18 protein-coding genes and 4 pseudogenes are annotated in these 24,690 nt (G+C 57.2%); 13 read left to right on the forward strand and 9 right to left on the reverse strand.

The window, feature by feature from the left end; genetic code table 11:
• Positions 1-15 precede the first annotated feature (15 nt).
• Together LOY35_RS11730 and LOY35_RS11735 are read right to left on the reverse strand one after the other, a co-directional pair.
• Positions 16-1,314, reverse strand: a complete 1,299-nt coding sequence (locus LOY35_RS11730; RefSeq protein ID WP_030141715.1) for an MFS transporter — start codon at positions 1,312-1,314, stop codon at positions 16-18.
• A 99-nt stretch (positions 1,315-1,413) separates the two neighbouring features.
• Positions 1,414-2,163: an SDR family NAD(P)-dependent oxidoreductase gene (locus LOY35_RS11735; RefSeq protein WP_258632659.1), complete on the reverse strand. Its 750-nt coding sequence runs from the start codon at positions 2,161-2,163 to the stop codon at positions 1,414-1,416.
• Positions 2,164-2,358: 195 nt separating this feature from the next.
• Here LOY35_RS11735 and LOY35_RS11740 point away from each other — a divergent pair, with 195 nt between their 5' ends.
• Positions 2,359-3,276 (forward strand): LysR substrate-binding domain-containing protein, encoded by a 918-nt coding sequence (locus tag LOY35_RS11740; protein WP_258632661.1) that lies wholly within the window; start codon positions 2,359-2,361, stop codon positions 3,274-3,276.
• A 138-nt stretch (positions 3,277-3,414) separates the two neighbouring features.
• Here the strand turns inward: LOY35_RS11740 and LOY35_RS11745 are convergent, their stop codons facing one another.
• The 5 genes and pseudogenes from LOY35_RS11745 to LOY35_RS11765 all read right to left on the reverse strand — a co-directional run bounded on the left by LOY35_RS11745 (position 3,415) and on the right by LOY35_RS11765 (position 7,938).
• Positions 3,415-4,323, reverse strand: coding sequence for a LysR family transcriptional regulator (locus LOY35_RS11745; RefSeq protein WP_258632663.1), 909 nt, complete (start codon positions 4,321-4,323; stop codon positions 3,415-3,417).
• 70 nt (positions 4,324-4,393) lie between these two features.
• Positions 4,394-4,945 (reverse strand): DUF924 family protein, encoded by a 552-nt coding sequence (locus tag LOY35_RS11750; protein WP_258632665.1) that lies wholly within the window; start codon positions 4,943-4,945, stop codon positions 4,394-4,396.
• Positions 4,946-4,979: 34 nt separating this feature from the next.
• Positions 4,980-6,731, reverse strand: a complete 1,752-nt coding sequence (locus tag LOY35_RS11755) for a monovalent cation:proton antiporter-2 (CPA2) family protein (RefSeq protein ID WP_258632667.1) — start codon at positions 6,729-6,731, stop codon at positions 4,980-4,982.
• A gap of 16 nt (positions 6,732-6,747) precedes the next feature.
• Entirely contained in the window at positions 6,748-7,017 is a 270-nt protein-coding gene (locus tag LOY35_RS11760) for a hypothetical protein (RefSeq protein ID WP_258632669.1), read from the reverse strand.
• A 151-nt stretch (positions 7,018-7,168) separates the two neighbouring features.
• A pseudogene (locus tag LOY35_RS11765) lies at positions 7,169-7,938 on the reverse strand (SDR family oxidoreductase).
• Between the two features lie 571 nt (positions 7,939-8,509).
• Here LOY35_RS11765 and LOY35_RS11775 point away from each other — a divergent pair.
• The 7 genes from LOY35_RS11775 (at position 8,510) to LOY35_RS11805 (ending at position 15,511) form a co-directional block, all read left to right on the forward strand.
• Positions 8,510-8,944: a DCL family protein gene (locus tag LOY35_RS11775; RefSeq protein ID WP_258632671.1), complete on the forward strand. Its 435-nt coding sequence runs from the start codon at positions 8,510-8,512 to the stop codon at positions 8,942-8,944.
• Positions 8,945-9,127: 183 nt separating this feature from the next.
• Positions 9,128-9,847, forward strand: coding sequence for an ABC transporter ATP-binding protein (locus LOY35_RS11780; protein ID WP_258632673.1), 720 nt, complete (start codon positions 9,128-9,130; stop codon positions 9,845-9,847).
• A complete protein-coding gene (locus tag LOY35_RS11785; protein WP_258632675.1) occupies positions 9,840-11,057 on the forward strand; it encodes an ABC transporter permease in 1,218 nt (405 codons plus the stop codon). The genes LOY35_RS11780 and LOY35_RS11785 overlap by 8 nt, the downstream gene beginning before the upstream one ends.
• Complete coding sequence (locus LOY35_RS11790) at positions 11,050-12,525, forward strand: TolC family protein (protein WP_258632677.1); 1,476 nt, start codon at positions 11,050-11,052, stop codon at positions 12,523-12,525. The genes LOY35_RS11785 and LOY35_RS11790 overlap by 8 nt, the downstream gene beginning before the upstream one ends.
• A gap of 55 nt (positions 12,526-12,580) precedes the next feature.
• The gene (locus tag LOY35_RS11795; protein WP_258632678.1) at positions 12,581-13,801 is read left to right on the forward strand and encodes an efflux RND transporter periplasmic adaptor subunit; all 1,221 of its coding nucleotides are present in this window, start codon (positions 12,581-12,583) and stop codon (positions 13,799-13,801) included.
• Positions 13,802-14,114: 313 nt separating this feature from the next.
• Positions 14,115-14,561 (forward strand): hypothetical protein, encoded by a 447-nt coding sequence (locus LOY35_RS11800; RefSeq protein WP_079302855.1) that lies wholly within the window; start codon positions 14,115-14,117, stop codon positions 14,559-14,561.
• A 149-nt stretch (positions 14,562-14,710) separates the two neighbouring features.
• The gene (locus tag LOY35_RS11805; protein WP_258632679.1) at positions 14,711-15,511 is read left to right on the forward strand and encodes a hypothetical protein; all 801 of its coding nucleotides are present in this window, start codon (positions 14,711-14,713) and stop codon (positions 15,509-15,511) included.
• 62 nt (positions 15,512-15,573) lie between these two features.
• On the opposite strand, the pseudogene LOY35_RS11810 reads toward LOY35_RS11805, so the two are convergent.
• Both LOY35_RS11810 and LOY35_RS11815 read right to left on the reverse strand, forming a co-directional pair.
• Positions 15,574-15,761, reverse strand: a pseudogene (locus LOY35_RS11810) (IS4 family transposase); the annotation flags it as partial.
• Positions 15,762-16,558: 797 nt separating this feature from the next.
• Complete coding sequence (locus tag LOY35_RS11815; protein WP_258632681.1) at positions 16,559-17,527, reverse strand: AraC family transcriptional regulator; 969 nt, start codon at positions 17,525-17,527, stop codon at positions 16,559-16,561.
• Positions 17,528-18,377: 850 nt separating this feature from the next.
• Here LOY35_RS11815 and LOY35_RS11820 point away from each other — a divergent pair.
• The 5 genes and pseudogenes from LOY35_RS11820 to LOY35_RS11840 all read left to right on the forward strand — a co-directional run.
• Positions 18,378-20,693: a N,N-dimethylformamidase beta subunit family domain-containing protein gene (locus LOY35_RS11820; protein WP_258632683.1), complete on the forward strand. Its 2,316-nt coding sequence runs from the start codon at positions 18,378-18,380 to the stop codon at positions 20,691-20,693.
• Positions 20,694-21,084: 391 nt separating this feature from the next.
• Positions 21,085-22,425, forward strand: a complete 1,341-nt coding sequence (locus LOY35_RS11825; RefSeq protein WP_258632684.1) for an APC family permease — start codon at positions 21,085-21,087, stop codon at positions 22,423-22,425.
• A gap of 165 nt (positions 22,426-22,590) precedes the next feature.
• Complete coding sequence (locus tag LOY35_RS11830) at positions 22,591-24,015, forward strand: gamma-aminobutyraldehyde dehydrogenase (protein ID WP_258632685.1); 1,425 nt, start codon at positions 22,591-22,593, stop codon at positions 24,013-24,015.
• Between the two features lie 156 nt (positions 24,016-24,171).
• Positions 24,172-24,368: pseudogene (locus LOY35_RS11835) on the forward strand (hypothetical protein); the annotation flags it as partial.
• A gap of 14 nt (positions 24,369-24,382) precedes the next feature.
• A pseudogene (locus LOY35_RS11840) lies at positions 24,383-24,648 on the forward strand (Arm DNA-binding domain-containing protein); the annotation flags it as partial.
• Positions 24,649-24,690: the final 42 nt, after the last annotated feature.

Consider the following 24,690-nt stretch of genomic DNA (forward strand, 5'->3'; position numbering starts at 1 on the left):
TGGAACTCCGGTGACTTAACGATTGACCAGGGCGGCGGGAATGCGCAGCACCAGCAAGGCGCCGCCCAGCAGTACGCCGGTGATCAGGTACATGCCGATGGCGCTGGAACCGGTCTGCGTGGTGATCCAGCCAATCAGGTAGGGCGAGCAGAAGCCGGCAAGGTTGGCGAAGCTGTTGACCGCCGCGATGCCTGCGGCGGCGGATACCCCGCCGAGCAAGGTCGTTGGCAGCATCCAGAACATCGAGGAAGCAGAGAGGATGCCGGACGCCGCCAGGCACAGGCTCAGGATGGACAGCAGGATGTTGCCCCCCAGCAGCGCGGCGAGCGTCAGCCCGATGGCACCGGCGATCATCGGTGCGATCAGGTGCCAGCGCCGCTCGCGATGCTTGTCGCCGCTGCGGCCGATCAACAACATGGCTGCGATGGCGCAGAGGTAGGGCAGGCTGGTCAGGAAACCGATGTGCAGCGGATCGGAAACCCCGGCGTTGCGCACCAGTGTCGGCAGCCAGAAGGTGATGGCGTACTGGCCCATGACCACGCAGAAATAAATCCCGGCCAGCAGCCACAGGCGGCGGTCACGGACGAACTCGCCCACCGAGGCATGGGTGACCTTCTGCTGGTTGTCCTCGGCCAGTTCACGGCTGACCAGGGCCTTCTCTTCATCGTCCAGCCAATGGGCCTGATGCACGCCGTCCTTGAGATAACTCAGCACCAGCAGCCCGACGACAACGGTGGGAATGGCTTCGAGCACGAACATCCACTGCCATCCGGCCCAGCCGTGCACGCCGGCGAAATGGTTCATGATCCAACCGGAGAGCGGGCCGCCCACCATGCCCGACAAGGGGATGGCGATGAACCAGAGCACGGTCATGCGCGCACGCCGATAGGACGGGAACCAGTAGGTGAGATAAAGCAGCAATCCGGGGGCCAGTCCTGCTTCGGCGACCCCGAGCAAAAAACGCAGGGCATAGAACTGCCAGGCAGTTTCGACGAAGGCGAACAGCGCGGAAATGATGCCCCAGGTGATCATGATCCGCGCGATCCAGACGCGAGCGCCGACCTTGTGCAAGATGACGTTGCTGGGGACTTCGCAGAGGAAATAGCCGATGAAAAACATGCCCGCGCCGAGCCCGTAGACGGTTTCGCTGAGCGCCAGGTCGTTCATCATTTGCAGCTTGGCGAAACCGACGTTGACCCGATCCAGATAGGCGCACAAATAGCACAGCATCAGGAAAGGCATCAGCCGCCAGGCCGTTTTCCGATAGGCATTGGAGCGCACGGTCGAAACCGCTTCGAGCGACAGAGTTGTCATGATGGTCTGATCTCTTGTTTTTATTGACCGCCAGGCCACGGGGCCCAGCTGCATCGTCGATCCAGAACCGCACGGGCCGCGCCGGCCCGCCCAGGTGCATCAGTGAATCAGCATGCCGCCGTTCACATCCAAGGTGATGCCAGTCAGATACGAGGATAAGTCGCTGGCCAGGAACAGGGCGGCGTTGGCGACGTCCTGGGCTTCACCCAGGCGGCCCAACGGGATGCCGTCGATGATTGCGTGCCGACGTTCGTCCTGCATCAGGCCGCCGGTGATATCGGTGTGGATCAGACCGGGAGCGATGGAGTTGACGCGTACCTTATCCGGACCCAGTTCGCGGGCCATCGCCTTGGCCAGGCCCAGCACCCCGGCCTTGGCGGCGCTGTAATGGGGGCCACCAAAGATGCCGCCGCCGCGTTGGGCGGACACCGACGACATGCAGACGATGCTGCCACCCTGTTGCTCGCGCATCAGCGGGATCACTGCCTGCGACATGAGCAGGGTGCCGCGCAGGCTGACGTCCAGTACCTTGTCGTAATCGGACGGACGGATATCGAGGGTCTTGAGCGGTTGGGTGATACCGGCGTTGTTGACGAGAATGTCGATGCGTCCGAAATGCTCGATGACTTGGGCGACGGCCCGCTGCACCTGGACTTGATCAGCGACGTTGGCCGCCAGGCCGAGATGACCTTCGCCCAGGGCATTGGCGGCATCGCGTGCGGCAGATTCATCCAGGTCCAGAATCACCACGCGGGCACCGTGCTGCGCGAATGTCGTAGCGGTGGCGCGGCCAATGCCACGGGCCGATGCGGCGCCGGTGATGATTGCGACTTTGCCTTGAAGAAGCATGGAGGATTCCCTCGAATTGTTTTTATTGGGTCGGTTCGAAAAAAACCGATAACTCAGCTTCTTCTCTGCTCCCTGGCTGAGCAATGGTCTAAAAATCATTCAGTGCTGAAAAAAATTCAGCACTCATTCGTTCATGGCTGGCAGCTTGGGTGAAAAAGCTCAACAATCATGGGATTTTTTACGGAGCGACCTGCCATGCGTACCGATGTCGATGCCCCTTTGATACTCCCACCGCTGAAAGCAATTCAGGCGTTTGAACAAACGGCCCGGTTTAGCAACGTCGCCCGGGCAGCGGAAGTGCTGGACCTGACGCCTTCTGCGGTCAGTCACCAACTGGCGAAACTTGAAGGGATGATTGGTCGGCAACTGTTCGTTCGTGCCGCCCGCGGCGTGACGCTCACTCCGGTGGGAGAGCAGTACCTCAAGGAGGTCTCCGGGTTGCTCCACAGCCTGGCCGTTGCCACCGAGCGTGCGGCCAGCGATGTGAGCCTGGACTGTTTGCGGTTGCACTCGGCGCCGAGCTTCGGATTGTTGTGGCTAATGCCCAGGCTGGAAGCGTTTCGCGCTTCCAATCCTGATATTCAGATCAATCTGTCGTGCTCCTACGAGTCGCTGCATTTCAGTCGGGACAAGATCGACGTGGACATCCGTCACGGCACTGCCAACTGGCCAAGTTATGAAGTTCGCACCGTCCAAAACGAAACGTTTGCGGTGCTCGCTTCGCCGAAATTACTCGCGCAATGCCCGATCCGCCGTGCGTCCGATCTGTTGGATCGCGACCTGGTGCTTTCCGAGGCCACCCTGCTCAAATGGCCGCAATGGTTCGCGCAGCATGGCTTGGCGCGTCCGGAAAAGCCTTATGCATTGAGCTTCGACCGCTCGTATATGTCTCTGGAAGCCGCCAGTCATGGACTGGGTTTTGCCTTGGAAAGCACCTTGCTCGCGAAGAAGTACCTGGCGTCCGGCAGCCTGATCGAAGTGGCGCCAGAAACCCTCAGTGCGCCGGTGGCTGCTCACCACCTGGTGTTCCCCAAAGCCCACTCCAGCTTCCCGCGCGTCCGGCGTTTCCTGGAGTGGATGGAGAGTGAACTGGGGTATGGTTTTGCGTATTGAGTGGCCAGCGTTCCAGCGTTCTCGCTCGGACCTGAATCAGCGGGGGGCCTGTCCTTCACTGCCAGCCGTGAAACCGATATCGATGTTCTCGCCCACCGGATCAAAATCGCGATCCAGTGCCTGGAGTGCGAACGCGCATCACGGTTCGAGGTGCGGCCTCATCAGGTCCTCGAACCACTCGATGAATGCCCCGAGCCGACGCGTTCTCTGGCGCCGGTGCGGATACAGCAAGGAAACCGACATGGCGGCGGCACGAAACGCGGGCATGACCTCGATCAGTTCCCCACTGTCCAACAGGTGCTTCACGTCGAAGCGGGGTATCTGGATCAGGCCGAGCCCGGCACGGCAACAGGCAATGTAGCTCTCGGCATTGTTGACGACGACCCGACTAGGCACGTTACTGGTCTGCTCCTGCCCGTCGGCAGGAGGATGTTCCCAGGGTAACTCCCGCCCTGTGGTGGGAGAGGCGTAGCCAACCGCCCAGTGCCCGGCGGCAAGGTCCCCCGGCTGCTCCGGCACGCCGTGTTCATGCAAGTAGGCTTTGCTGGCGCAGTTGATCAAGGCGATAGCCCCTAGTGGTCGCACCGCCAGGCTGCTGTCCTGCAGGGTCCCCACGCGTACCGCGCAGTCAACGCCTTCCTGCACCAGGTCGATGGCGCGATCGGTAGAGCCGAGTGCCAACTGCAGCCGCGGATAGCGACGCAGCAGGCCCGGCAACGCCGGCGCGATGAGGCGTCGCGCAATGCGACTGGGTGCATCGATCCTGAGCTGACCAGCCACTTGCCGCTGGCTGCTCTGGAACAATTGCTCGACATCCTCGGCGTCCGCCAGCAATGGACGCAAGCGTTCGAGCAATTGTGTGCCATCAGCGGTCAGGTGGACCTGGCGCGTCGTGCGGTTCAGCAGGCGGGCGCCGATCTTTTCCTCCAGTTGTTGGATCGCGGCAGAAACGCTGGCGCGAGGCAATTCCAGCGCATGGGCGGCTTTGATGAAACTGCCCATTTCGGCTACGCGCACGAAGACGCGGTACTGATCGAGTTTGTCCATGTCTGCATTCAACCTTGGGAGCGGTACCAATCCCGGACGCGGAATCGGCATCCGTGGGACGGTAGGATGATCACCCCGCGAACCCTCCCTGATCCAGAAAGATTTGCTCCGCCATCGTGGTCTGGCGCAACAGTAGCGGATTGCGGTGCGGAAAACGGCCGAAACGGCGGATGATGTCGCGATGGCCCTCGGCATGGGAGCGGGCGGTCGGCCCCAGCCGGGTGTTGAGTGCCACGGACACGTCCTGGTCGGCGATGTCTTCCGAATGCGCAAAGGGCAGGCAGAAGAACAAACGCAGTTCCGGATCAACCGCGTCCATGTACCGTTGCGAATGCGCGATGCGTGCGAAGTGCCGCGCCAGTGGGTCGGTCGCGTACATGTGGCCAGTGCCGCGGAAAGCATTTCGCGGGAATTGGTCGAGCAGGATCATCAGCGCCAGCGCAGCTTCCGGTTCACCGATCCAGTGGTCGACCTCGCGTCGGGCCGCCGCCAGGTGCAGGTCCAGAAAGCGTTCGCGAAAGTGCTGATCCAAGGCCGGGTCCTTGTCAAACCATCGCTCTGCGCCGACTTCCCGCCAGAATTGGACCACGTCGGTCGCGCGTTCGCCGGTATTCAGCGGCATCGCCGGGTGTCGAGAAGGGATTATCGCCATCGCATCAGCCCTTCGGTTGCGCATTGCCCTGAATCAGGGATTTGCCGGCATAGATGCCGCCCGAAACCTCCATGGCCAGGCGCTCGGCGTCCGTGCGGCGCACCTGGGCCGCGAGTGCTTCGGACGTCTCGGGCGTCGCGCCGAGCGCCATCGAGGCTTCGCGGCCAAAAGCCATGGCCGATTCGAAGGTGACGCGGACCTGGTAGTCCACATCGACCTTGATCAGTTCGATGGCGTGTTCGCGGTCGTGAGCGCGGGCAAGCACCCGGGCATGGGGGAACGCCGCCTTGGCCTGTTCGACGATCCGCGTGGCGGCCCGCGCATCGTCCACGCACACCAGGATGGCCCGGGCATGGTGCGCGCCGGCGGCATGCAGTACATCGGCGCGCGTGCCGTCGCCGTAGTACACCTTGAAGCCGAAGTCACTGGCGTCCCGCGCCACTTGGGGGTCATTGTCGATGATGGAAATGTCGGCCCCCAGCGCCAATACATGCTGGCTCGCGATCTGGCCGAAGCGACCGAAACCGACGATGAGCACGCTGCCGGCCAGTGCGTCGGGCGCCTGCGCGCCTTCCATGGAAACCCCTGTCCTCGGCCCCCATCGCCGGTGTGCGATCACCGCCATCGGGGTCAGCGCCATGGACAGCACGATAATGGCCGTCATGTTGGCGTTGACTGTCGGATCGATCACGCGGTTGGCCAGCGCGGCAGCGAAGAGCACAAACGCGAACTCGCCGCCCTGGGCCATCAGCACGGCGCGGTCCAGGGCGTCGGCGTGGGAACTTTTCGCCAGCCGTGCCACGCCGTAGATGCACGCGCCCTTGATCAGCATCATTGCGAGCACGCCAGCCACGATGATGGGCCAGTTGCGCCCCACCGCGGCCAGGTCCAGTGACATGCCCACGCCAAGGAAGAACAGGCCCAGCAGCAAGCCGCGGAAGGGTTCGATGTCGGCCTCGAGTTGGTGGCGAAACGTCGATTCGGACAGCAGCACGCCAGCCAGAAAGGCCCCCATGGCCATGGACAGACCACCCAGTTGCATGAGCAGTGCCGCGCCCAGTACCACGAGCAGGGCGGCTGCGGTCATCACCTCGCGGGCTTTGGCGTTGGCCAGGATGCGAAATAACGGGTTGAGCAGCCAGATGCCTGCCCCAACCAGTGCCGCCAGCGCGCCGGCCGCGACGGCGATGCCAATCCAGCGTGATCCGGCCGCCGGCGCGGATGGATCAATGGGGGCGATGAACGCCACCAGCGCCAATAGCGGCACGATCAACAGGTCCTCGAACAGCAGGATGGCCACTATCTTCTGACCACGCGGGGCCGCGATGTCGCCGCGTTCGCCCAGCAGTTGCATGACGATCGCGGTGGAGGTGAGCACAAAGCCCATGCCGCTGACGAAGGACACCGCTAGCGAGAAACCGAAAGCCACGCCTACTCCGGTCAGCAGCAGGCCGCAGACCAGGATCTGCAAACTGCCCAGGCCGAAGATGTCGCGCCGCATGCTCCATAGATGGGAGGGCCGCATCTCTAAGCCGATGACGAAAAGGAACATCACGACCCCGAGTTCGGCGGTGTGCAGGATGGTTTGCGGATCGCTGAAAAGCCCCAGCCCGAACGGGCCGATCGCCAGCCCCGCTGCCAGATAGCCCAGCACCGAACCCAGGCCCAGACGCTTGAACAGCGGCACGGCCAGCACCGCCGCACCCAGCAAGATTACGACCTTGGTCAGGTCACCCGCACTGCCTTCGATCGACATGTTAGGTTCCTCAAAGTCAGCTGCGTGCCAACTGCCAGGCCGCAATAGCGGCCGCGATGGCAGGCAGCGCAAAGACCAGCAGCAGGATTGGAAACTCCTCGCGCGCGCTGTAGCCTGCATGGTTGACGCCCACCCACATGTTCACGCCCGCCACCAGCAGCCACACCGGCACGAATACCTTTGCCGCCAGCGCCATGCCTAAGGCGCTCGCGCCCCAGAGCCAGCCGAACAGGACGAAGACGCCCAAAAGAACCAACCCACCGCCTATTACCATCAGCACATGCATTTCGATTTTCCTCGTCCGTTGATGGGCTTCAATCCGGGCGCCTTCTCCCTCAACCCGTCAATCGATCGGCGAAATAATTCCGCCATTGATGAACCTGGTGACGCCCGTCATCCAGCGAGCTTCCGGTGAGACGAGGAATAGGCCGAGTGCCTTACTTGGTGGTGTAGCCGCCATTGATGAGAATCGTCTGGCCGGTGATCCACCAACCGTCGCTCACCAGGTGGCGAATGAAGGGCACCACATCCTCAATGTCGGTCAGGCCGGTTTTGCTGGACGACGAGAGCGCGGCAGCCGTCTTGTGGTACGCCACGGCATCGGCGCCTTCGGCCGGGTAGAAGAACGGCGTGTCCATCGGGCCGGGGCCGACCGCAGTCACTGAGATGCCCCGCGCACCCAACTCCTTGGACGCTGCGCGGGTGTAGTGCTCGACCGGTGCCTTGGTGCCGGCATAGGCGGCGTAGAACGGCGTGAACGCGCCCAGCAGCGAGGTACGACGGTGCAGATCTTGCCGTTGTCGTTCACCTTGCCGGCTTCCTTGAGGAAGAAGAAGGCTGTCTTGGAATTGACCGCCGTCATCTCGTCGTATTCGGCCTCAGTTATCTCGGCCATGGGTTTCTTGAGCACCTTGCCGACGGTGTTGATAGCGATGTCCGGCTTGCCTACAGCGCTGATGGTATCGGCAAATAGCTTCTCGACGGCACCCGCTGTGGTGAGATCAGCCTGCAACGCGACGGCTTGCGCACCGCTGGCCTGAATGGCCGCGACGGTCGCATCGGCATCGGCCTTGGAAGAAACGCTGTTGTAATGAATGGCGATGGCCTTGGCGCCTTGCGCGGCTAGGTCGCGGGCGATCAGGCCGCCAAGGTTTTTGGCTCCGCCAGCGATCAGTACTACCTTGCCCTTGATGGAATGGTCTGCCATGGTAAATCTCCTGCACGGGTGGAAGGAGTTTCAGCATAGGCGCCCATATGCGTTGGATAAATCAGGCTTGGCTGGATGGATTATCCATAGAATCCGCCTAATCGTACGGTCGCTCAAACATTGCCGACGAGGGCCGCGCCATCTGGTGTCCGTTGTGGCCAGTGCATTCTCAATCTGATTGATATGGCGAAGTGGACCAGAGTTTTAACTTGAGCTCAGCGACGTGTGCAACCGTGGTGGTTTCCTCGCGTCCGGGTGGTGGACACCAATGGCTGGAAGATCCAACATCTGAGGCGGCCAGGTCTGCGTATATGGCGAGTTCACGGTCGCACCACGTGCTCATCTGGGCGGTGAAAAGGCTCAAACCTGTGCAAGCAGAAGTGCTCACTGCGCTGGGCTTTGAATTCGCCTAAACAATATTCGGGGAAAAATGTGGTACTCGCAGTTTGACAAGTGCTGCAAGACGTTGGCCTAAGGTTTCATTTATAGCTGCAGATATTCTGGTGGGTCTTGGAGGCGTTGCCCTGCGGTTGCGGCTTTGAGTTTACTGATGAGGTAGGGAGGCTTCTGAATGTTCTGGCTGGGGCCATTCGAGTACAAATCAGAAAAAGAGCTTTTGGATCGGCTCAAGGACTATCTACAAAAAGCATCAGTCGGTGTGATCACCAACAAGCTTGCAGTCAAGAAACTGCACCTGTTACTTGCGATGCACCCGGACGCGGACAGAAAAGTTGGCGTCGGAATTGACCACTTCAGGATTGAAAGAAATGCATTGGGGGCGGGTAAGGGGATCTGGCTCGTCCGCGTGGATGGCAGTGAAGATACCTTTTCCTACAAGCGGTGTATCACAGGCGTCGTTCAATCATCCCAAGGCAAGGTATGCGAAGCACTGAGGTTTGCAGTGCGCCCGCAATTGGTCGCATTTCGGGATGCACTTGGTCTGCCTGTAATGTGTGCGGCGAGTGGAGTGATCATCACGCAGCGAAAAGATTTGCACATTGATTGAGCGCACTGACGAGTGGATAGATGGTTTGAGGTATGCGAGTGCGCGCTGCGCCAGTGCCGTTGAGATGCTTTTTCCTTCTTTCCGATTTCTGTGGTAAATACTCTCGCCTCAAGAAGCGCATCCCCTGTCGTTTCGCGAAGCTTCTGGCTAGACGGCCAGATCAATGGAGTAAAGAGGTCAGGCATGGAGCCACAGTCGACACATACGCTCATCGCCATGAACGATGTCTGCCAGTCTTATCCTATGGCAGGGCAAGATATGCCCGTTCTGCGCGATGTGACGCTCAGTATTCGACGTGGGCAAACGTGCGCGATTCTCGGTACATCCGGGTCCGGCAAAAGCACACTGCTGAACATCCTGGGACTCCTTGACCGTCCGGCATCCGGCCAGTTCTGGTTCGCTGGCCGTAACATGATCGAGGCGACGGCTGACGAGCGCGCTCATCTACGCAACCGTGAGATCGGTTTCGTGTTCCAGAGTTTCAATCTGCTTCCCCGCCTGACTGCGCTCGACAACGTTGCCCTGCCTCTTTTCTACCGGGGCTTTACGCGCAGCGAAGCGCGTGAATGCGCGAGGATCCAGATAGCGCGTATCGGGTTGGGTGATCGAGCTCATCATCGGCCCGCCGACCTATCCGGTGGACAGCGCCAGCGTGTTGCGATTGCGCGAGCGTTAGTGGGCAGTCCTTCCTTGATTCTTGCCGACGAGCCAACGGGTAACCTGGATCGCTCAACGGCCCATGACGTGATAGATCTGCTGCTCGGTCTCAACGATGAGAGAGCGGTGACATTAGTCATGGTGACCCACGATGCGCAGTTGGCCGAACGCCTTGAGCGCTGTTTGCAGGTGCAGGATGGGATTTTGAAAGAAACTGCGAACAGGCGAGCGATGACGGATGCTTGAAGGTTCGCTTCATCGTCAAGGTCCGGGCCTTCTGCAAACACTGATTGAGTCCCTGGACAGTCTGCGCCTCTTGGGGCGGCGATCGTGGTTGGCGATGCTGGGCATCGCAGTTGGCTGCGCGGCGATTGTTGCGCTGCTGAACATCGGTCAGAACGCCGCGAATGAAGCGATGACAGCTTTCAAGGGGATGGGGGCTGAGACCATTGTGGCGTCGTTTCCATTCTCGCCGCTCAACAGTCGAGCGCTGCCGCCCACGCTTGATACTCGCTCGCTCCTGAAAAAGCTCCCTGCCATCGCTCAAGTGGCCCCAACGACATTTCATTCTGGTCAAGTTCGTTACGCAGGGCGAACGGTCGACGCGGTCGTTTTGGGAACGACCGGAGGATTGGCCGAAACTCTGGATCTCAAACTGGCTCAAGGGCGCTTTATTTCCGATTTCGATCAACAGGCCACCTACATCGTCGCGGGGGCCAAGGTTGCTCATGAGTTGGGAGTCGGTGGACCGGGCAGGCCGCTGGTCGCGGGTATGCAGCTTCAGATCGAAGGGTATCTGTTTGAAGTGATCGGTATTGCACGACCTCAGGCTCCGAACCCCTTGATCCCGATTCAGGTAGATGAAGCGTTGTTTATACCGATAGAGAGCATGAGGCGGCTCCAGCCGTCTCCACAACTCAGCAGTGTGATTGCCAAGGTGCGCAATGGTGCAGTGATCACGGAAAGTGCACAGGACTTACGTACTTATCTGGAAGGGGTGCTCAAGGGGCATGACATTGAGGTTCTGGTGCCACAACAGCTGATCGACAGCCTTACACATCAATCCAACACATTCTCCTATCTGCTGGCCGGTCTTGGGGGGATTTCCCTCCTGGTCGGAGGGGCCGGCGTGATGAATGTGATGCTCATGAATGTCTCTGAGCGTCGTCGCGAGATTGGCGTGCGAATGGCACTCGGTGCCCGGGCACGCGACATTCGGATGTTGTTTCTTCTGGAGGCGGCTTGTTTGTCAGTGACGGGCTCACTGGTCGGGGCGGCCGTCGGACTGCTTTCAGCTTTTTTGTTCGTATGGTTTTCAGGGTGGCGATTTACCTTGGCCATTGAATCTCTGCCGCTGGGAGTGGGAAGCTCCTTGTTGATCGGCCTATTCTTCGGCCTCTATCCCGCCGTGACCGCGTCTCGCCTGCAACCGGTTCAGGCCTTGCGAGATGATTGAGCACAACCGATTTTCGATCTTGCTGGGGCTGCTGTGGACGCTATCTGCGTCGACGGTGTTCGCCGCGCTCACGCCGTCTCAGGCATCGATGCCAGGTGTCGCAGTGTCGTTGCGGGCTGAAACGATCAATCTGACGTTGGCCGATGCTGTCTATCTGGGGTTGCGAAGCAACCGCTCCATCCGGAGTGCCTACCTTGAGCGTGTTGCGCAGAAGTTCGATTTGCGCGTCGCAGAGGACCTGTTCACACCCAAGTTGGTATTGAGGGGTGACTATCGGGGTGAGCGCAGTGAAAGCGATGGTTCACGCTATCGGCAGTTGTCGCCAACGACCACTCTGTTGGGGGAGTTCGGTACACGGCTAAGTCTCTCTTGGGCCAATCAGTTGACCGATAGCAATAATGACGGGCGTACCCGCAGCGATGGTGCGACGTTTACGCTCATACAGCCCTTGCTTCGGGGGGCTGGAGTGGAGGTCACGACAGCGCCGATGCGTTCAGCAAGGCTTTCCGAGCTGACGAACCGTCTTGCCTTGAAAGCGGCGGTGGCTCAAACCGTCACGCAAATCATCACGTCTTACCGGGACGTACTTCGCGCGCAAGAGCAGTTGCGTATCGCGACAGAGGCATTAAGCCGTTCACAGCAGTTACTTGACGTCAACAGAGCCATGATTACTGCCGGCCGTATGGCTGAATTTGAGATTGTGCAAACCGAGGCCGACTACGCCACTCAGGAGCTGGGTGTTCAAGAGGCCCAAAACCAATTGGATGCCTATCGCCTGGAGTTGCTTCAGCTTTTGGCATTAGGACTGGAGTCGCGTATTCAGGCGGTAGAAACAATGGATGCGACGCCTGTTCAGCTCAGTCGAATGCAGGCGCTGGATACTGCGTTGGAGCAGCAGCCTGCTTACCTTGGGCAGTTGATCGCACATGAACAAGCCAGCATCAACCTGGCGGTCGCCCGCAATAACCAGCTATGGGATGTCTCATTGGTCGGCGGAGCAAGCCAGGTCAGTGACCGTTACCCTGATAGAGAGGGGCAGCGTTCGGATCGTCGCTGGGAGGGCTATGCGGGGCTTCAGGTTGAGATTCCGATTGGCGATCTTAACCGTCGACAGGAGGTGGTTCGTGCTCAGGTGAATCTGGAGAACCAGGGGATTGAGGCAGTCGAGGCTCGACAGACGCTTGAGCGAGATGTCACGAACGCGGTTCGCACGGTAGGCACGCGCTGGCGCCAGTATGAAATTTCATTGCGTGCGCGGGATCTATCGCGCCGAAAGCTTGATATCGAACGACAGAAGTTACAGGTCGGTCGCTCCAGCAATTTTCAAGTCATCAGTTATGAGACAGATTTTCGTAACGCACAAAATACGAGCCTTGATGCACTCATAGCTTACTTGAATGCAAGAACGCTGCTGGATCAGGCATTGGGTACCACATTGTCGAGCTGGGATATTGCCCTTAATGATTAAAGGAATCGGATTGGCTTGTCGGCGCAACGTACGTTTGCTCCTAATGGCGGCTTGTATGGCGCTGGCGGTCGTTGCGGTGGTGGTTGCAATATCTCGGCTTCCTCAAGAGCAGGTCGCGGCGGCCAGTTGGCTCAAGGTGGACTATCAACCTTTGGAAAATCGACTGGGGCTTGTCGGACGTATTGAGGCTGCGATGCAACAAACCATGTCGTCACCTTTCGAGGGGCTTGTCGCGGACGTTGCGGTAAAAGAAGGTCAACGTGTTGAGCGTGGACAACGCTTGCTTAGCCTTGATACGACGCAACTGGATATCCAGTTGCGTTCTGCCTTGGCCGAGCAGTTGATCGCCAGGCGCAATGTGTTGGAAGTCGAGAGCTGGTCTCAGGGGCAGGATGTTGCTCGGGCAAAACGGACGGTTTACAGCGTCCAGTCCACCTTGGCAGATAACGAGCGCCGATTGGCAGAAACCAAAGTTCTTCTGGACCAGGGGATTGTACCGCGGATGGAGCTGGAGGCAGTCGAGCAGCAGGTCAGGTCGCAACGTCTGGATCTGTCCGCTGCCCAGTCGGAACTCGGCGAAGTCCTGAAGAAAGGTGGAGAAGAACACCTTCGGATAGTCCAGATGCAATGGGCCAACGCCCAGTCACGTTATCAATCGCTACTTGAGCAGCAGGCACAGCGAGAAGTGCTCGCACCGTTCGCGGGCGTGGTGATCCGTTCTCGTACGCCTCAGGGAAGTGGTGCTAATCTGCCGTTTGTACAAAAAGGCCAGCGTGTCGGCCAAGGCGTTCCCTTGTTCGAGTTGATCAATATCGAGCAGGTGCAGGTTGTTGCACGGGTCGAGGAAAGCGATGTTCACCAACTCCGTGCGGGGCTGCCGGTGGAAATTACCGGTGATGGTTTCGGTGGCATGGTGCTGCATGGTCAGATTGAGAGCGTCGGTGTACAGGGGATCGATGCGCAGGCCACGTCTGGTGGCGCATTTTATGAGGTGATCGCCTCTATTCAAGGTATCGCGAGCGAGCAACTGCAGCGATTGCGACTTGGTATGAGTGCGAGGCTGCAAATTGTCACCTATCACCGTGATCGTGGTCTGGTGGTGCCGCTTGAGGCACTGTCTAGCGACAGCCATGGGCAATCGATTGTGACTTATCGCCCTACCTTGTCTGAGAGAGCAAATCAGGTGGTCGTAAAGACAGGGCGGGCCATGCCTGGTGGTATTGAGGTAGAAGATCTGGCGCCGGGATATGTTGAGTTGAGATCCTCGTTATTTTAACAAAATTGCTGGGGTTAGTGTTTGCAAATATAAAGTTTATGATACAGTCCTGCTGTTGATAGGGATGTCATAGTGTGTGTCACTAGGATTTGTCGTGTTTGCGGGATGCAAGAGCACGTCATGCGCCTTACGCATTATTTCTCTCATTGTCTAGATGGCAAAGCTGATCTTCTTCGGTGGAAAGGGTGTGTCTGGACTTTCATGTTTCTATAATGTGCGAGTTTTTGCTTTTTACCGAGTTGTTGTGGTGTGGAGGGGTTTCGCTGCGCCATGAAAATGTATGTATGGAATTTAAACCAAAAGGAATAAGTGCATGAAGATGTCGAAATCTGTTTTGTCGGTGCTGACTGTTGGTATGTTGGCGGCAGGTTCAGCGCTGGCAGGTCCTCCAGTAGCTGTTACTTTCAAAAATCTTGGAACCGCCGATGCTACGTACACGATTATTACAAATAATGAAGCCACGACTAATGTAAATTCGGTCCCGAAGCCAGTGACTACTGTCAAGGCGGGTGGTGCTGATACCTATACTGTTCAGAGCAATCTTTCGCCTATTGCCAACTATGCGAACCTGCGCTACACCATTGGCGGGAAGACTTGCACGTTCCTGGCAACCTATGTTGGGACAGTCGGCTCAGGAGGCTCGACTATTCCAAAATGGAACAATACGGCAACACCTAGCGGTGGCGCAGTGTGTACGGCGAAAGTAACTTCGACCAATATCTCCACCTACGCCTGGTCTGTTGAATTTACCATGAAGTAAGGCCCAAGCCGGGCCTGGCGGTTTGGCTGCTTGCGCAAAGGCTGCCCATGCCGCTGGGCCTGCGCCGGTTTTGTTCGTCCATTCATCGTGAAGCACTACAGTTTTTTTGAGTGCTGCCGATAATAAACTTACTAGCCACGTTTTCAGGAATGGCTGATAACAGGGAGGACATTATCTTGGTCGGTTCAATTAATTCAAATGCGTTTTCTGGTTCGCAGGTTTCCAATGTGGCGGCGAGCCAAAATGAATCGCTGACGAAAACTCAGGTGGCAACTGAAAGCGCTGGTATTGGTAGTCATAAGGATACCAGTCGCCTTTCTTCACTCTCTCTACAGTTGAGTGAGAGTGCCGCCCGTGCAACGGCTAGAGATTCGAGTATGAGCAGGAAAGAGCTTGGCGCGAAAGCGAATGAGCTTTTGAGCAAGATTTCCGGTGATGGTTATTTTATCAACAAAAAAGCTAATGATGCTGAGGTGCCTGACACTCAGGATCCTGTGTTATTGGCTCGTGCGGCCAATGCAACGCAGTTTGTCAATGGCAGTGGCAAAAATCCATTTGCGGGCATGTCGAGCGATCAGCTCTCATTGATTATCTATGATGACAGTGGAAGTTTTACGACTAACGAGCGTCGCGCGGCGTGGAGTGAATCGTCAGATCAGGAATATGCCTGGCGCCAAAAGATTGTTGCCAATTCGATCGCTGAATATAATGAAACCGGAAAGCTGACGAAATTCTTTACTGCAGCTCTTGAACACTATAAGGAGTTGCCCGCTATTGAGCAGGCACAGTACCCAAATAGTTATGAGGCAAAGTTGCAGGGTTGGATAGCACTCGATTTCAACTACAAGACCCATACCGTTGAGGGTAAGGGGAGTCCTCAAGAGGTGATGGGCAAGGTCTTGAATCTCGACAAGCAACTGTTTGATGACGCTGGAGCAGATACGGTTTGAGTGTGGCACTCACCCAAGATTGGGCTGTCCAAACAAAATGCGCCGCATCGTCGTAATGCTGGTCACTTAAGCGGAGCAGTTTTATGATCCGCCGGAAACCGGGTCGTTGAAATCTTCACCGTCCTTGGCCCTAAGGCCTTGGACGGTGACCCAGAAATATCCCTCCAATCCTCGATCTTAACTCCGCCCAACGTCTGCCCATTGCTGATATCGGGTTCGCCGCTGCCATGACGATTAACTGAGCGGCGATGTGCCTTGATACCCTCAAAAAACAAGTCCAGAATCAAGTCTTTTCCTGCCCTGGCAAGAAAAGAAACCCCTTACATTTCAATGGGTCGGACACCAGATACGGGTCTCGTTTCCCGCTCCAATTATTTTTCTATAGGCTTCCATTGAAGTATGTACAAAGCACAAAAAGAGGCTTCGGCCTCTTTTTTCGTTCCAGTAAAGTCCATTCTGATGCATCAATAGCCACGATTTTTAAGTACATTATTTAGTACATCAATTCGACGCTTGGTAAAATTAGTTTTTAGCGATGCTTGGCGCTCAGAAAACCGTACAGCACGTCTTCATTCACATAGGATGAAGACGCTCAAAAGAACGAACCCATCGCCTATCACCATCAGCACATGATCTGCCGGGATACCCACACGCTTCGGGGCACTCTCTCATTGCTCTATCTCCCAAGAGGCGTTCAGAGGATTCTCCGCTCTCTTTCGGAGTCATCCCCGTTCCACTACTTCCCTGATAACATACATCAGCCGTGGCGGAACTAGGTGAGGACAATCAGAAATCACCGAGGAGAGGGCCCATATAGCAGGCTGACGCGGCCGCAGTTTCTCCAAGCCCCGGTTTATGAAAGCCAGAGTCAATACTCAGTTCAATATCGTATTGCCTGAGCAATCATGGGGACGTGCGCCTTCACATGCGCTGACGCAGCCAATCGCTTCACCCTAATGCGACGAAACATAGAGGGCATGGCGCAGAAGGCGCCAAAACAGGCACTTCTCGATGAGTGCCTTCCATTTGAAGGGAGCTAGCGTGGCACTAATGGCTTTTTTCGTCTCGAGGTGAGTATCCAAAAGCTTCCTTGAACCGGACGGAAAAAAGCGCCTGGCTGGAAAAACCACAGTTGTAGGCCACTTCCGCGATGGTCGCGGGCCGAGCCTTGTGCAGCGCATTCTCGCGCAGAAGCTTTTGAGCGTGCCTGAGCCGAGCAAGACGAAGTTCTCGCCCGAACGTCGTATCGTGAGCCTGGAAAATCTTGTGGACATAGCGGATGGAAACGCGGTGAGCTTGAGCTGCTCGCTCAGGTGCAAGATCCGGGTCGTGAAAGTTTGCCGCGATATACGCCATGACACGGTGAAAGAAGTGATCGATGACCGTTCGTGAATCCCCCGCTGCATCGGTCTCCGGTACATCCATCATCAAGAAAGCCAATTCCAGCAATCCTCTCTCCAAGCTTCTGACATGCTCGGGGGAAAGGCAGGAGGCGTTTTCCAATGCTTGCAACGCGAATTGCGTTAGCAGTGGCACGAAACGCGAATTGGCGACGTCGACGCGGCCACAACGCGCATCAATTTTCGGACACATCGCCCTGAATTGGTCGGCCGGTATTTTTACTGTGACGTTTCTCGTGCCGTTGGGGATATCCAACTGATAGGTTTCTGCGGAATTGAAGACAGAGACCTGGCCTGGCGCAACGTCTCCAAATCGACCCAGGTGTGTGAACTGCTCAGTTTGCATGGTCGGCATGACTAGCGCGAAAAAATCCGAATCATCGCGTCCGGCATGTACTTTGCGGCGCACAGCCCGTTGCGCATCAGCGGCAAAGCGAGTAATTCCGACCGCGCCGATCTGGGTGGATTCAATGACTCCGCAGAACGATGCAGGGTTGTAGGCCGCCACGTCTATCGGGTAGTAGACATCGCTCATGAAATCCTGCCAGGCAGCAAGACGTCTTTGTGGATGAACCTCGCCCGTCGAGAACCGGGTTATCAAATGTAACGAATCCACACGCCCTCCTGAAAAAATCACTGCCTTAGAAGCTCAAGCAAGCCCTATGCCATGACTTCCAGGCAAGCCTAGTCAGCCTAGTCAGCCATCGGAAGCGCCGTGTCATATTTCGATAATAACCGGTGGATGCATAAGTCCAGTTAAAGCGGACCAATGGTGCGGAAGCAAAGGTATGCCATGAGCCGTTGCTCTGTAGGTGAGCCGGTTGCGAGCAAAGACCAGACTCGTGCACCTACTCTGCGCACCGTGCACGCTGACGAAAATCTTGGTTCTCTCATGCGATAGATCGCGGGGCGCGGTCCATCGGACGATATCGCTACCGGTACAGGGGGGCAGCGTATCTCCTCCGGCCAGCGCTCCGCAACGCGGCCAGGCGCATTTTTGGATATCTGCGCAATCGACTGACAAGCAAGAGAAAAGTATGAACACAACAATAACTACCGCACTGAGGGAATGACCATGCGTACCTCCTCAGATCGCGAAGCTGAATTGGCCGCTTTGTTCCACGCTCGGTTTTTTGAGCGCCTGCGTGACGACTGCGACTCTGGCGTGATCGGCGCCTACGAACGGTCTCCGCTCGGGCCACACGATGACAAGACTCGAAGGGTCGTGCGTGGGCTAGGCGGGGCGTCTATAGCCGGCAAGGCGATTGTCATTTCGCTGGGTATCGACGGGCCATGGGGCGTCGGGAACATTGTGATTGGAGAGCCAGGCAACTTCGTTCGAAGTCCAGGCATTTTCCTGACTTACGACGACGCATTGCGTCACGTTTTTTCGCTTCGATGCCGAGCCCTTTTCGCTGCCGAGTCGCGCGAAACGGATTCTCAGTCGGATAACGGATGAAATGAGAATGAACCAGATCAGTCAGCAAATTTTCGGCTATAGCGACGGATTCTCTGTGTCGCCGGGTGAAAGTCTTTCTTTCAAGGTAAGTTGCGAAGGGGTCGCGCGATATGACGCCTCGCTTGTAAAGCTTCGACACGGGTTTACGGGGGAGTCGGGCCCCGGTTTCCTTGAGACGCCTGTTGACTCGTCGTTCGAAGGAAGCTACGAGGGTATCCAGCATGTGTGCCAGCCGGGCTCTTATGTGGAAATCACCGACACGCAAGGACTTCTACGATCTCCTAACGGTTTGGTTATTGAAGCCCATGTCTATCCGACACTGCCGCAAGGCACGCGCTCGGGCAACTTCGGGGCCTACCACGTAACGCAGAACTCATTTGAGAGTGATTCGGGCCTACAGGCAATTTTGGGAAACTGGTCCGTGGCCAGTTGTTCTGGCTACGCCCTTGTTCTGGAGGAAGGGCGTCCAACGTTTATATGGGTGGCTGATGGTGAGACAAAGAAAGTTTCATTGGCAACGCCACTTATTGCACACCAGTGGTATCGCGTCATAGTCAGTGTCAAATCGGATACCGGGATGGTCTGCCTGGAGCAGACACCAATCGACAACATCATGAACCGTCTCTCAGCGAGCGCCAGTGCCTTGCGCGCAGAATCACGTACTGTCCCGTTCGGCGCGAGACTGACTGAAAGCCAGGCCCCCTTCAGGATCGGGGCGCTGGCCTGTCAGCAAGACGGTCGATGGCTGGCGAATGCCGCCTACAACGGAAAAATTGGTGGAATCCGCATTCTGCGTCCCTCTCTCGGCGATGCGGTTGTTGCCGAACTGGCCGTCTGGCACTTTGGCAAGAGCCTTCGTGACGATGGCCTGTTGCTCAGCGATGTTGTAGACGTGTCCGGAAATGGTTTGCATGGACGCTGCTTCAACGCGCCGACACGGGGAGTGGCGGGCCATAGGTTTAAGGGTTTGAGCGACGACTTTCGGCGGGCACCTGACGAGTTTGATGCGATCCATTTTCACGACGATGACATCACCGACGCCCAGTGGCCAACGGCGTTCAAGATTCAGGTCCCAGATGATCTCGCGAGTGGTGTATACGCCGCGAAACTGTGCAGTGCAGGCGTTGAACAATACATCCCGTTTTTCGTCAGGCCGGGACGTCAGAAGCGCGAAGTGGCGGTGCTTTTCTCTACGGCGACTTATCTGGCGTACGCCAACGACCGAATAGCCTTTGAAGCCAATGGCGCGGAAATTATCGTCAGTCGGACACCGATCATTGATCGGCAAGATCTGACGCTTCAGAACCATCCTGAATTTGGCCGTTCCTGTTATGAAATCCATAACGATGGCTCTGGCGTCGTCTTCGGCAGCACTCGGCGCCCCATCCTGACGCTCAACCCCAAACACCGCGCCTGGTTCCAGGCAGAGGGCGTATGGGGGCTTCCTGCTGATCTCTGCATCGTTCATTGGCTCGACACAATCGGCTGCGAATTCGACGCGCTGACGGATGAAGACCTAGATCGCGAAGGCGTCGACCTGCTCAAGGACTACAAGGTTCTAATTACTGGCAGTCATCCAGAATATGTGACACGCAACGAGCTCAACGCGATCGAGGCTTTCACCGGGAACGGCGGACGCTTGATGTACCTGGGCGGAAACGGTTTTTTCGCGACCGTTTCATTTGATCCGGAAGAGCGGCATGTCATGGAGTTGCGCAGGTCAGACGCGGGTACACGCCCCCACGAGTCGCCGTTTGGCGATCGCCGCCACCAGACCTCCGGTGAAATGGCCGGTCTATGGCGCAACAAGGGTAAGGCGCCGCAGCGATTGCTAGGCGTTGGGTTCGCCGCGCAAGGTTTCGACCGCTGCACGTATTACGAACGCCTCACCGACAGCCACGATCCACTCGCCGCTTTTGCGTTTGAAGGGATTGGCAGCGATGAGCGCATTGGCGACTTTGGACTCATGGGCGGTGGTGCCGCCGGGGCGGAGATCGACCGATACGATCCGTCATTAGGGACCCCGCCGGGTGCGCTTGTCCTGGCGACATCCGGGCCGTTGTCGGATGCCTACCTTCTCGCCTCCGAAGACGTCTATGAATCAATCCCTGGCATTGGAGGGACCGAGCAGTCCCGTGTGCGTGCGGACATCGTTCTGTGTCCGTTGCCAGGAGGAGGCGGCGTATTCTCGGTGGGATCGATTGCCTACACCGGTTCACTTTCCCACAACCATTACGACAACAATGTCGCGCGGCTCACCGGCAATGTGCTCAAGCGGTTCCTGCACCCTGAAGCGTTGGACGTCGTCATCGATTGCAATTGACGGTCCATTCAGAAGCATGAACGCCGAGCCCGGCCAATGCTTGGACTCGGGGAGCGGACCAGGCAGCGGTCCATACCTTGATCGACCAAGTGGCAGCCGCTAGCGGCTGCTCCTTGGGCGCGACAAGTTCATAGCAATAAAGGCGTCGTGCACTCACACGAAAAGCACGGTTCGCTGGTTCGATAGTCGACCGTAACAGAGGCCCCTAAACTGAATCCATCGAACGCCAAAAGGCCCATCCTGGTGTTTGATGAATAGGCCCTGTCCAGTCTAGATGTGCAAATAACAAAAGCGGTGCGCGGTTCCACAGCAAGCGCTGGCGACACGCGGCAACCGTATCTAAACAATGTCCGGGTGAAGATCCGGGCCAATCGTCAAGGGGCAACAAAAAATGAGCGATACCTTGGTCGTACCCAGTGATAATGGTCAACTCAGCAAGAAACTTTCGCTGACGGACGTCCTTGTCTACGGGTTGCTTTACTTCGTTCCGATTGCTCCTGTCTCTGTCTTTGGAGCGATTCATAACACGTCCAATGGACTGACCGCGCTGACCTATACGCTGGCCGCCATTGCGATGGTGTTCAGTGCGATCAGTTACAGCGAAATGGCGAAACGAATTCCTCTTTCGGGATCGGTCTATTCCTATGTGACAAAGGGCACCAATGTCACATTCGGCTTCATGGCGGGATGGGCCATCCTGCTGGATTACCTGTTGCTTCCAGCACTGCTGGCGATTCTCGGCGCGGCGGCCTTGCAACCCTTGTTTCCCAGTGTCGACAAGGTGGTTTGGCTCGGGATTTTTGTCGCGGTGCCTATGATCGTGAACCTGTTCGGTATCACCGTTAACGTGAATGTGGGGAAGGTGCTGCTGGTCATCCAGTTGGTTGTTCTCTCGATTTTCGTCTTCTTTGCGGTGGGCCTCATCGCCGAAGGCGCGGTCTCCAAGGAGCAACTGCTGGCGCCTTTCTACAACCCGTCGCAATTCAGCCTGTCCGCCGTGTTTGGCGCCGTGCCGATCGCCGCCTTGAGCTTTATCGGTTTTGACGCGGTTTCAACGTTGAACGAGGAAGCCGAAGGCGGCGGTAAAACCGTATCGCGCGCCACCATGCTGTTACTCGTGATCGTGACCGTGCTGTTCGTTGTGCAGGTCTACCTGGCGTCTGTGTTCGTGCCCCTGGGCTCGACATTCCAGAACGGTGCCGCGGACGTTGCCTTCTACACGGTCAGCACCCAAGTGGTGGGTACGTGGTTCCTGCCGGTCATCACGTTGACGAATGCGTTGATAGCCTTGCTGGCTAACGCGCTTATTTCCCAGGCCACCACCACGAAAGTCATCTACTGCATGGCTCGCGATAAAAAGCTGCCTCATGTGCTCGCCAAACTTAATAAAAATGAAGCACCAACGACCGCGTTATACCTGGTCGCCGCGCTCTCGCTGGTCATTGCCATTGTCGGCAAAGACCAGATTGAAACCATCGTAACGATGGTCACATTCGGCGCATTGTGTGCGTATGTGATGTTGCATGCTTCTGTCATCGCCTTCTTCAGGGGCAAGACTGATCGCTCCTTCTTCAAGCATCTCGTTTCCCCCACGCTGGGCGCGGCCGTCCTCTGCTACGCGCTGTTCAGCGCGAACTCGAATGCCCAGCTGGTCGGTGTCGCATGGCTTGTGCTCGGCGGCATCGTCGCGTGGATTCTGAAAGGCAAGCAATCGTTGGATATACCCGTATAGAGCCACACTGTGACTTTAAGGCTGCATGAAAAACGATGTGGCCGATACGCAAACCTGCCGTGACTCCCCAACTGGACGGCTGGCTTAGTCAGCAACTTATTGTCCGTTAAATCTAAATTCTTTCTGAGTGCAGGCATCTGGCGCCTGCACTCATTGGAGACGCCTATGCACATTAAAATGCTCATCAACGGCGAATTGGTCGCAGGCGAAGGCGAGCGGCTCGCGGTAATGAACCCTTCTCTGGGGATCGCGCTAGTGGACATTGCCGAGGCTACGCCTGCGCAGGTTGATTGCGCAGTGCAAGCCGCTGACGCCGCCTTCGAGAGCTGGTCCCAGACCACGCCAAAGGATCGCTCGCTGTTGTTGCTCAAACTGGCTGACCTCATCGATAGCCATGCCGTAGAACTGGCCCGGCTGGAATCGAATAATTGTGGCAAACCTTACGCGGCCACCTTGGGCGACGAACTGCCTGGCGTCTCTGATGTATTTCGTTTTTTCGCGGGTGCGAGCCGGTGCCTGCAAGGCTCGGCGGCGGGCGAGTATTTGCCAGGCCATACTTCGATGATCCGTCGCGACCCGGTGGGCGTCGTCGCCTCGATTGCGCCTTGGAACTATCCACTGATGATGGCCGCGTGGAAACTGGCTCCCGCCCTGGCGGCCGGTAATACCGTTGTCCTCAAGCCTTCCGAACAGACACCGCTGACGGCGCTTAAGTTAGGCTCGTTAATGGCCACGGTTTTCCCAGCAGGCGTGGTCAATGTTGTGTTCGGACGAGGGCCCAGTGTAGGCAAGCCGCTTACTACCCACGAGAAAGTGCGGATGGTCTCACTGACGGGGTCAGTGGCCACCGGCAGTCATATCATCGCCGGTACCGCTGACACCGTTAAGCGTATGCATATGGAATTGGGAGGCAAAGCCCCCGTGATCATTTTCGAGGACGCAGACATCGATGCGGCTGTAGAGGGCATACGTAATTTCGGTTTCTATAACGCTGGCCAGGATTGCACCGCAGCCTGCCGGATCTATGTGCAAAAAGGCATTTACGCTCGCCTCGTTGAAAAGCTCGGCATCGCCGTATCAAGTATCAAGTTTGGTCTTCAGGATGATCCTGAGACTGAGATGGGGCCGCTGATCACCCAACAGCACTTGGACCGTGTTGTCGGCTTCGTGGATCGAGCACGGTTACTGCCACACATAGAAGTCGTGACGGGAGGGAAACGCGTAGAAGGTCCCGGATACTTCTTCGAACCCACGGTACTTGCCGGCGCGAGGCAAGACGACGAAGTGGTGCGCCGGGAGATTTTTGGCCCGGTGGTTTCCGTGACCGAATTTGAAGACGAGGCGCAGGCACTGTCTTGGGCAAACGACTCTGATTATGGCCTGGCATCATCGGTGTGGACCTCTGATGTAGGGCGAGCTCACCGACTTGCAGCACGCCTGCAGTACGGCTGCACTTGGGTCAATACCCATTTCATGCTGATGAGCGAGATGCCACACGGTGGTGTAAAGCAGTCCGGCTACGGCAAAGACATGTCGATGTACGGCTTGGAGGATTACACCGTGATTCGCCACGTGATGGTCAAGCACTGACCGAAATGTAGCGCCGTCTCTGCGGCCGCCCACACGAATGCTGAAACGCACAATCGCGCAGTCTTGCTTTTGCAGGCTGCGCGTAGTGCCAACGCCGAGTAGGTGAAAGCACTTATCTGACTGACAAAAAATATTGTTCATCCATGAGGCAGTCCCATGTTCGATGCCATGTCTATTTGCCTGAAGCTCGTGCTTTTATCCGGGCTCTGCCTGCTGGGCCTGATCGTCGGCATGAATCTTATCAAAGCAATCTGAACAAGCAGATGATCAGTTAATCCAGCAGCCAGATGCTCACCGGCAGTGGCGAGAATTTGCTACTGGCGAAAGCTTCTGAGCAGGCTGCGAATTTACGAGTGGAGTTAATACGATGGTCCTTGCCATTGCGGCGGTCCGACACGCCAAGCCTCGCGCCAAAAACTTCACCCTTCCTGATTTTGATGGCCTCGCGCCTTTCGTGAATACGAAGGGCACCAAGAGCTGGTACTTCCGTTTTTCTTGGGCGGGCAAAGAGCCTCGTATTTCGCTCGGTACTTATCCTGAAAAGGCCTACGCGATGCTCGAGCTCTGCGTGATATCGCCAGGGCGCTGGTCGCGAAGGGTATCGATCCCCGCGATCAGCGGTGCCTTGAGCGCAATGCCAAACTGTTGGCCGTGAGAACACCTTCTTAGGTTGAT

The organism is Pseudomonas sp. B21-028, from assembly GCF_024749045.1.
Classification (GTDB): Bacteria; Pseudomonadota; Gammaproteobacteria; order Pseudomonadales; family Pseudomonadaceae; genus Aquipseudomonas.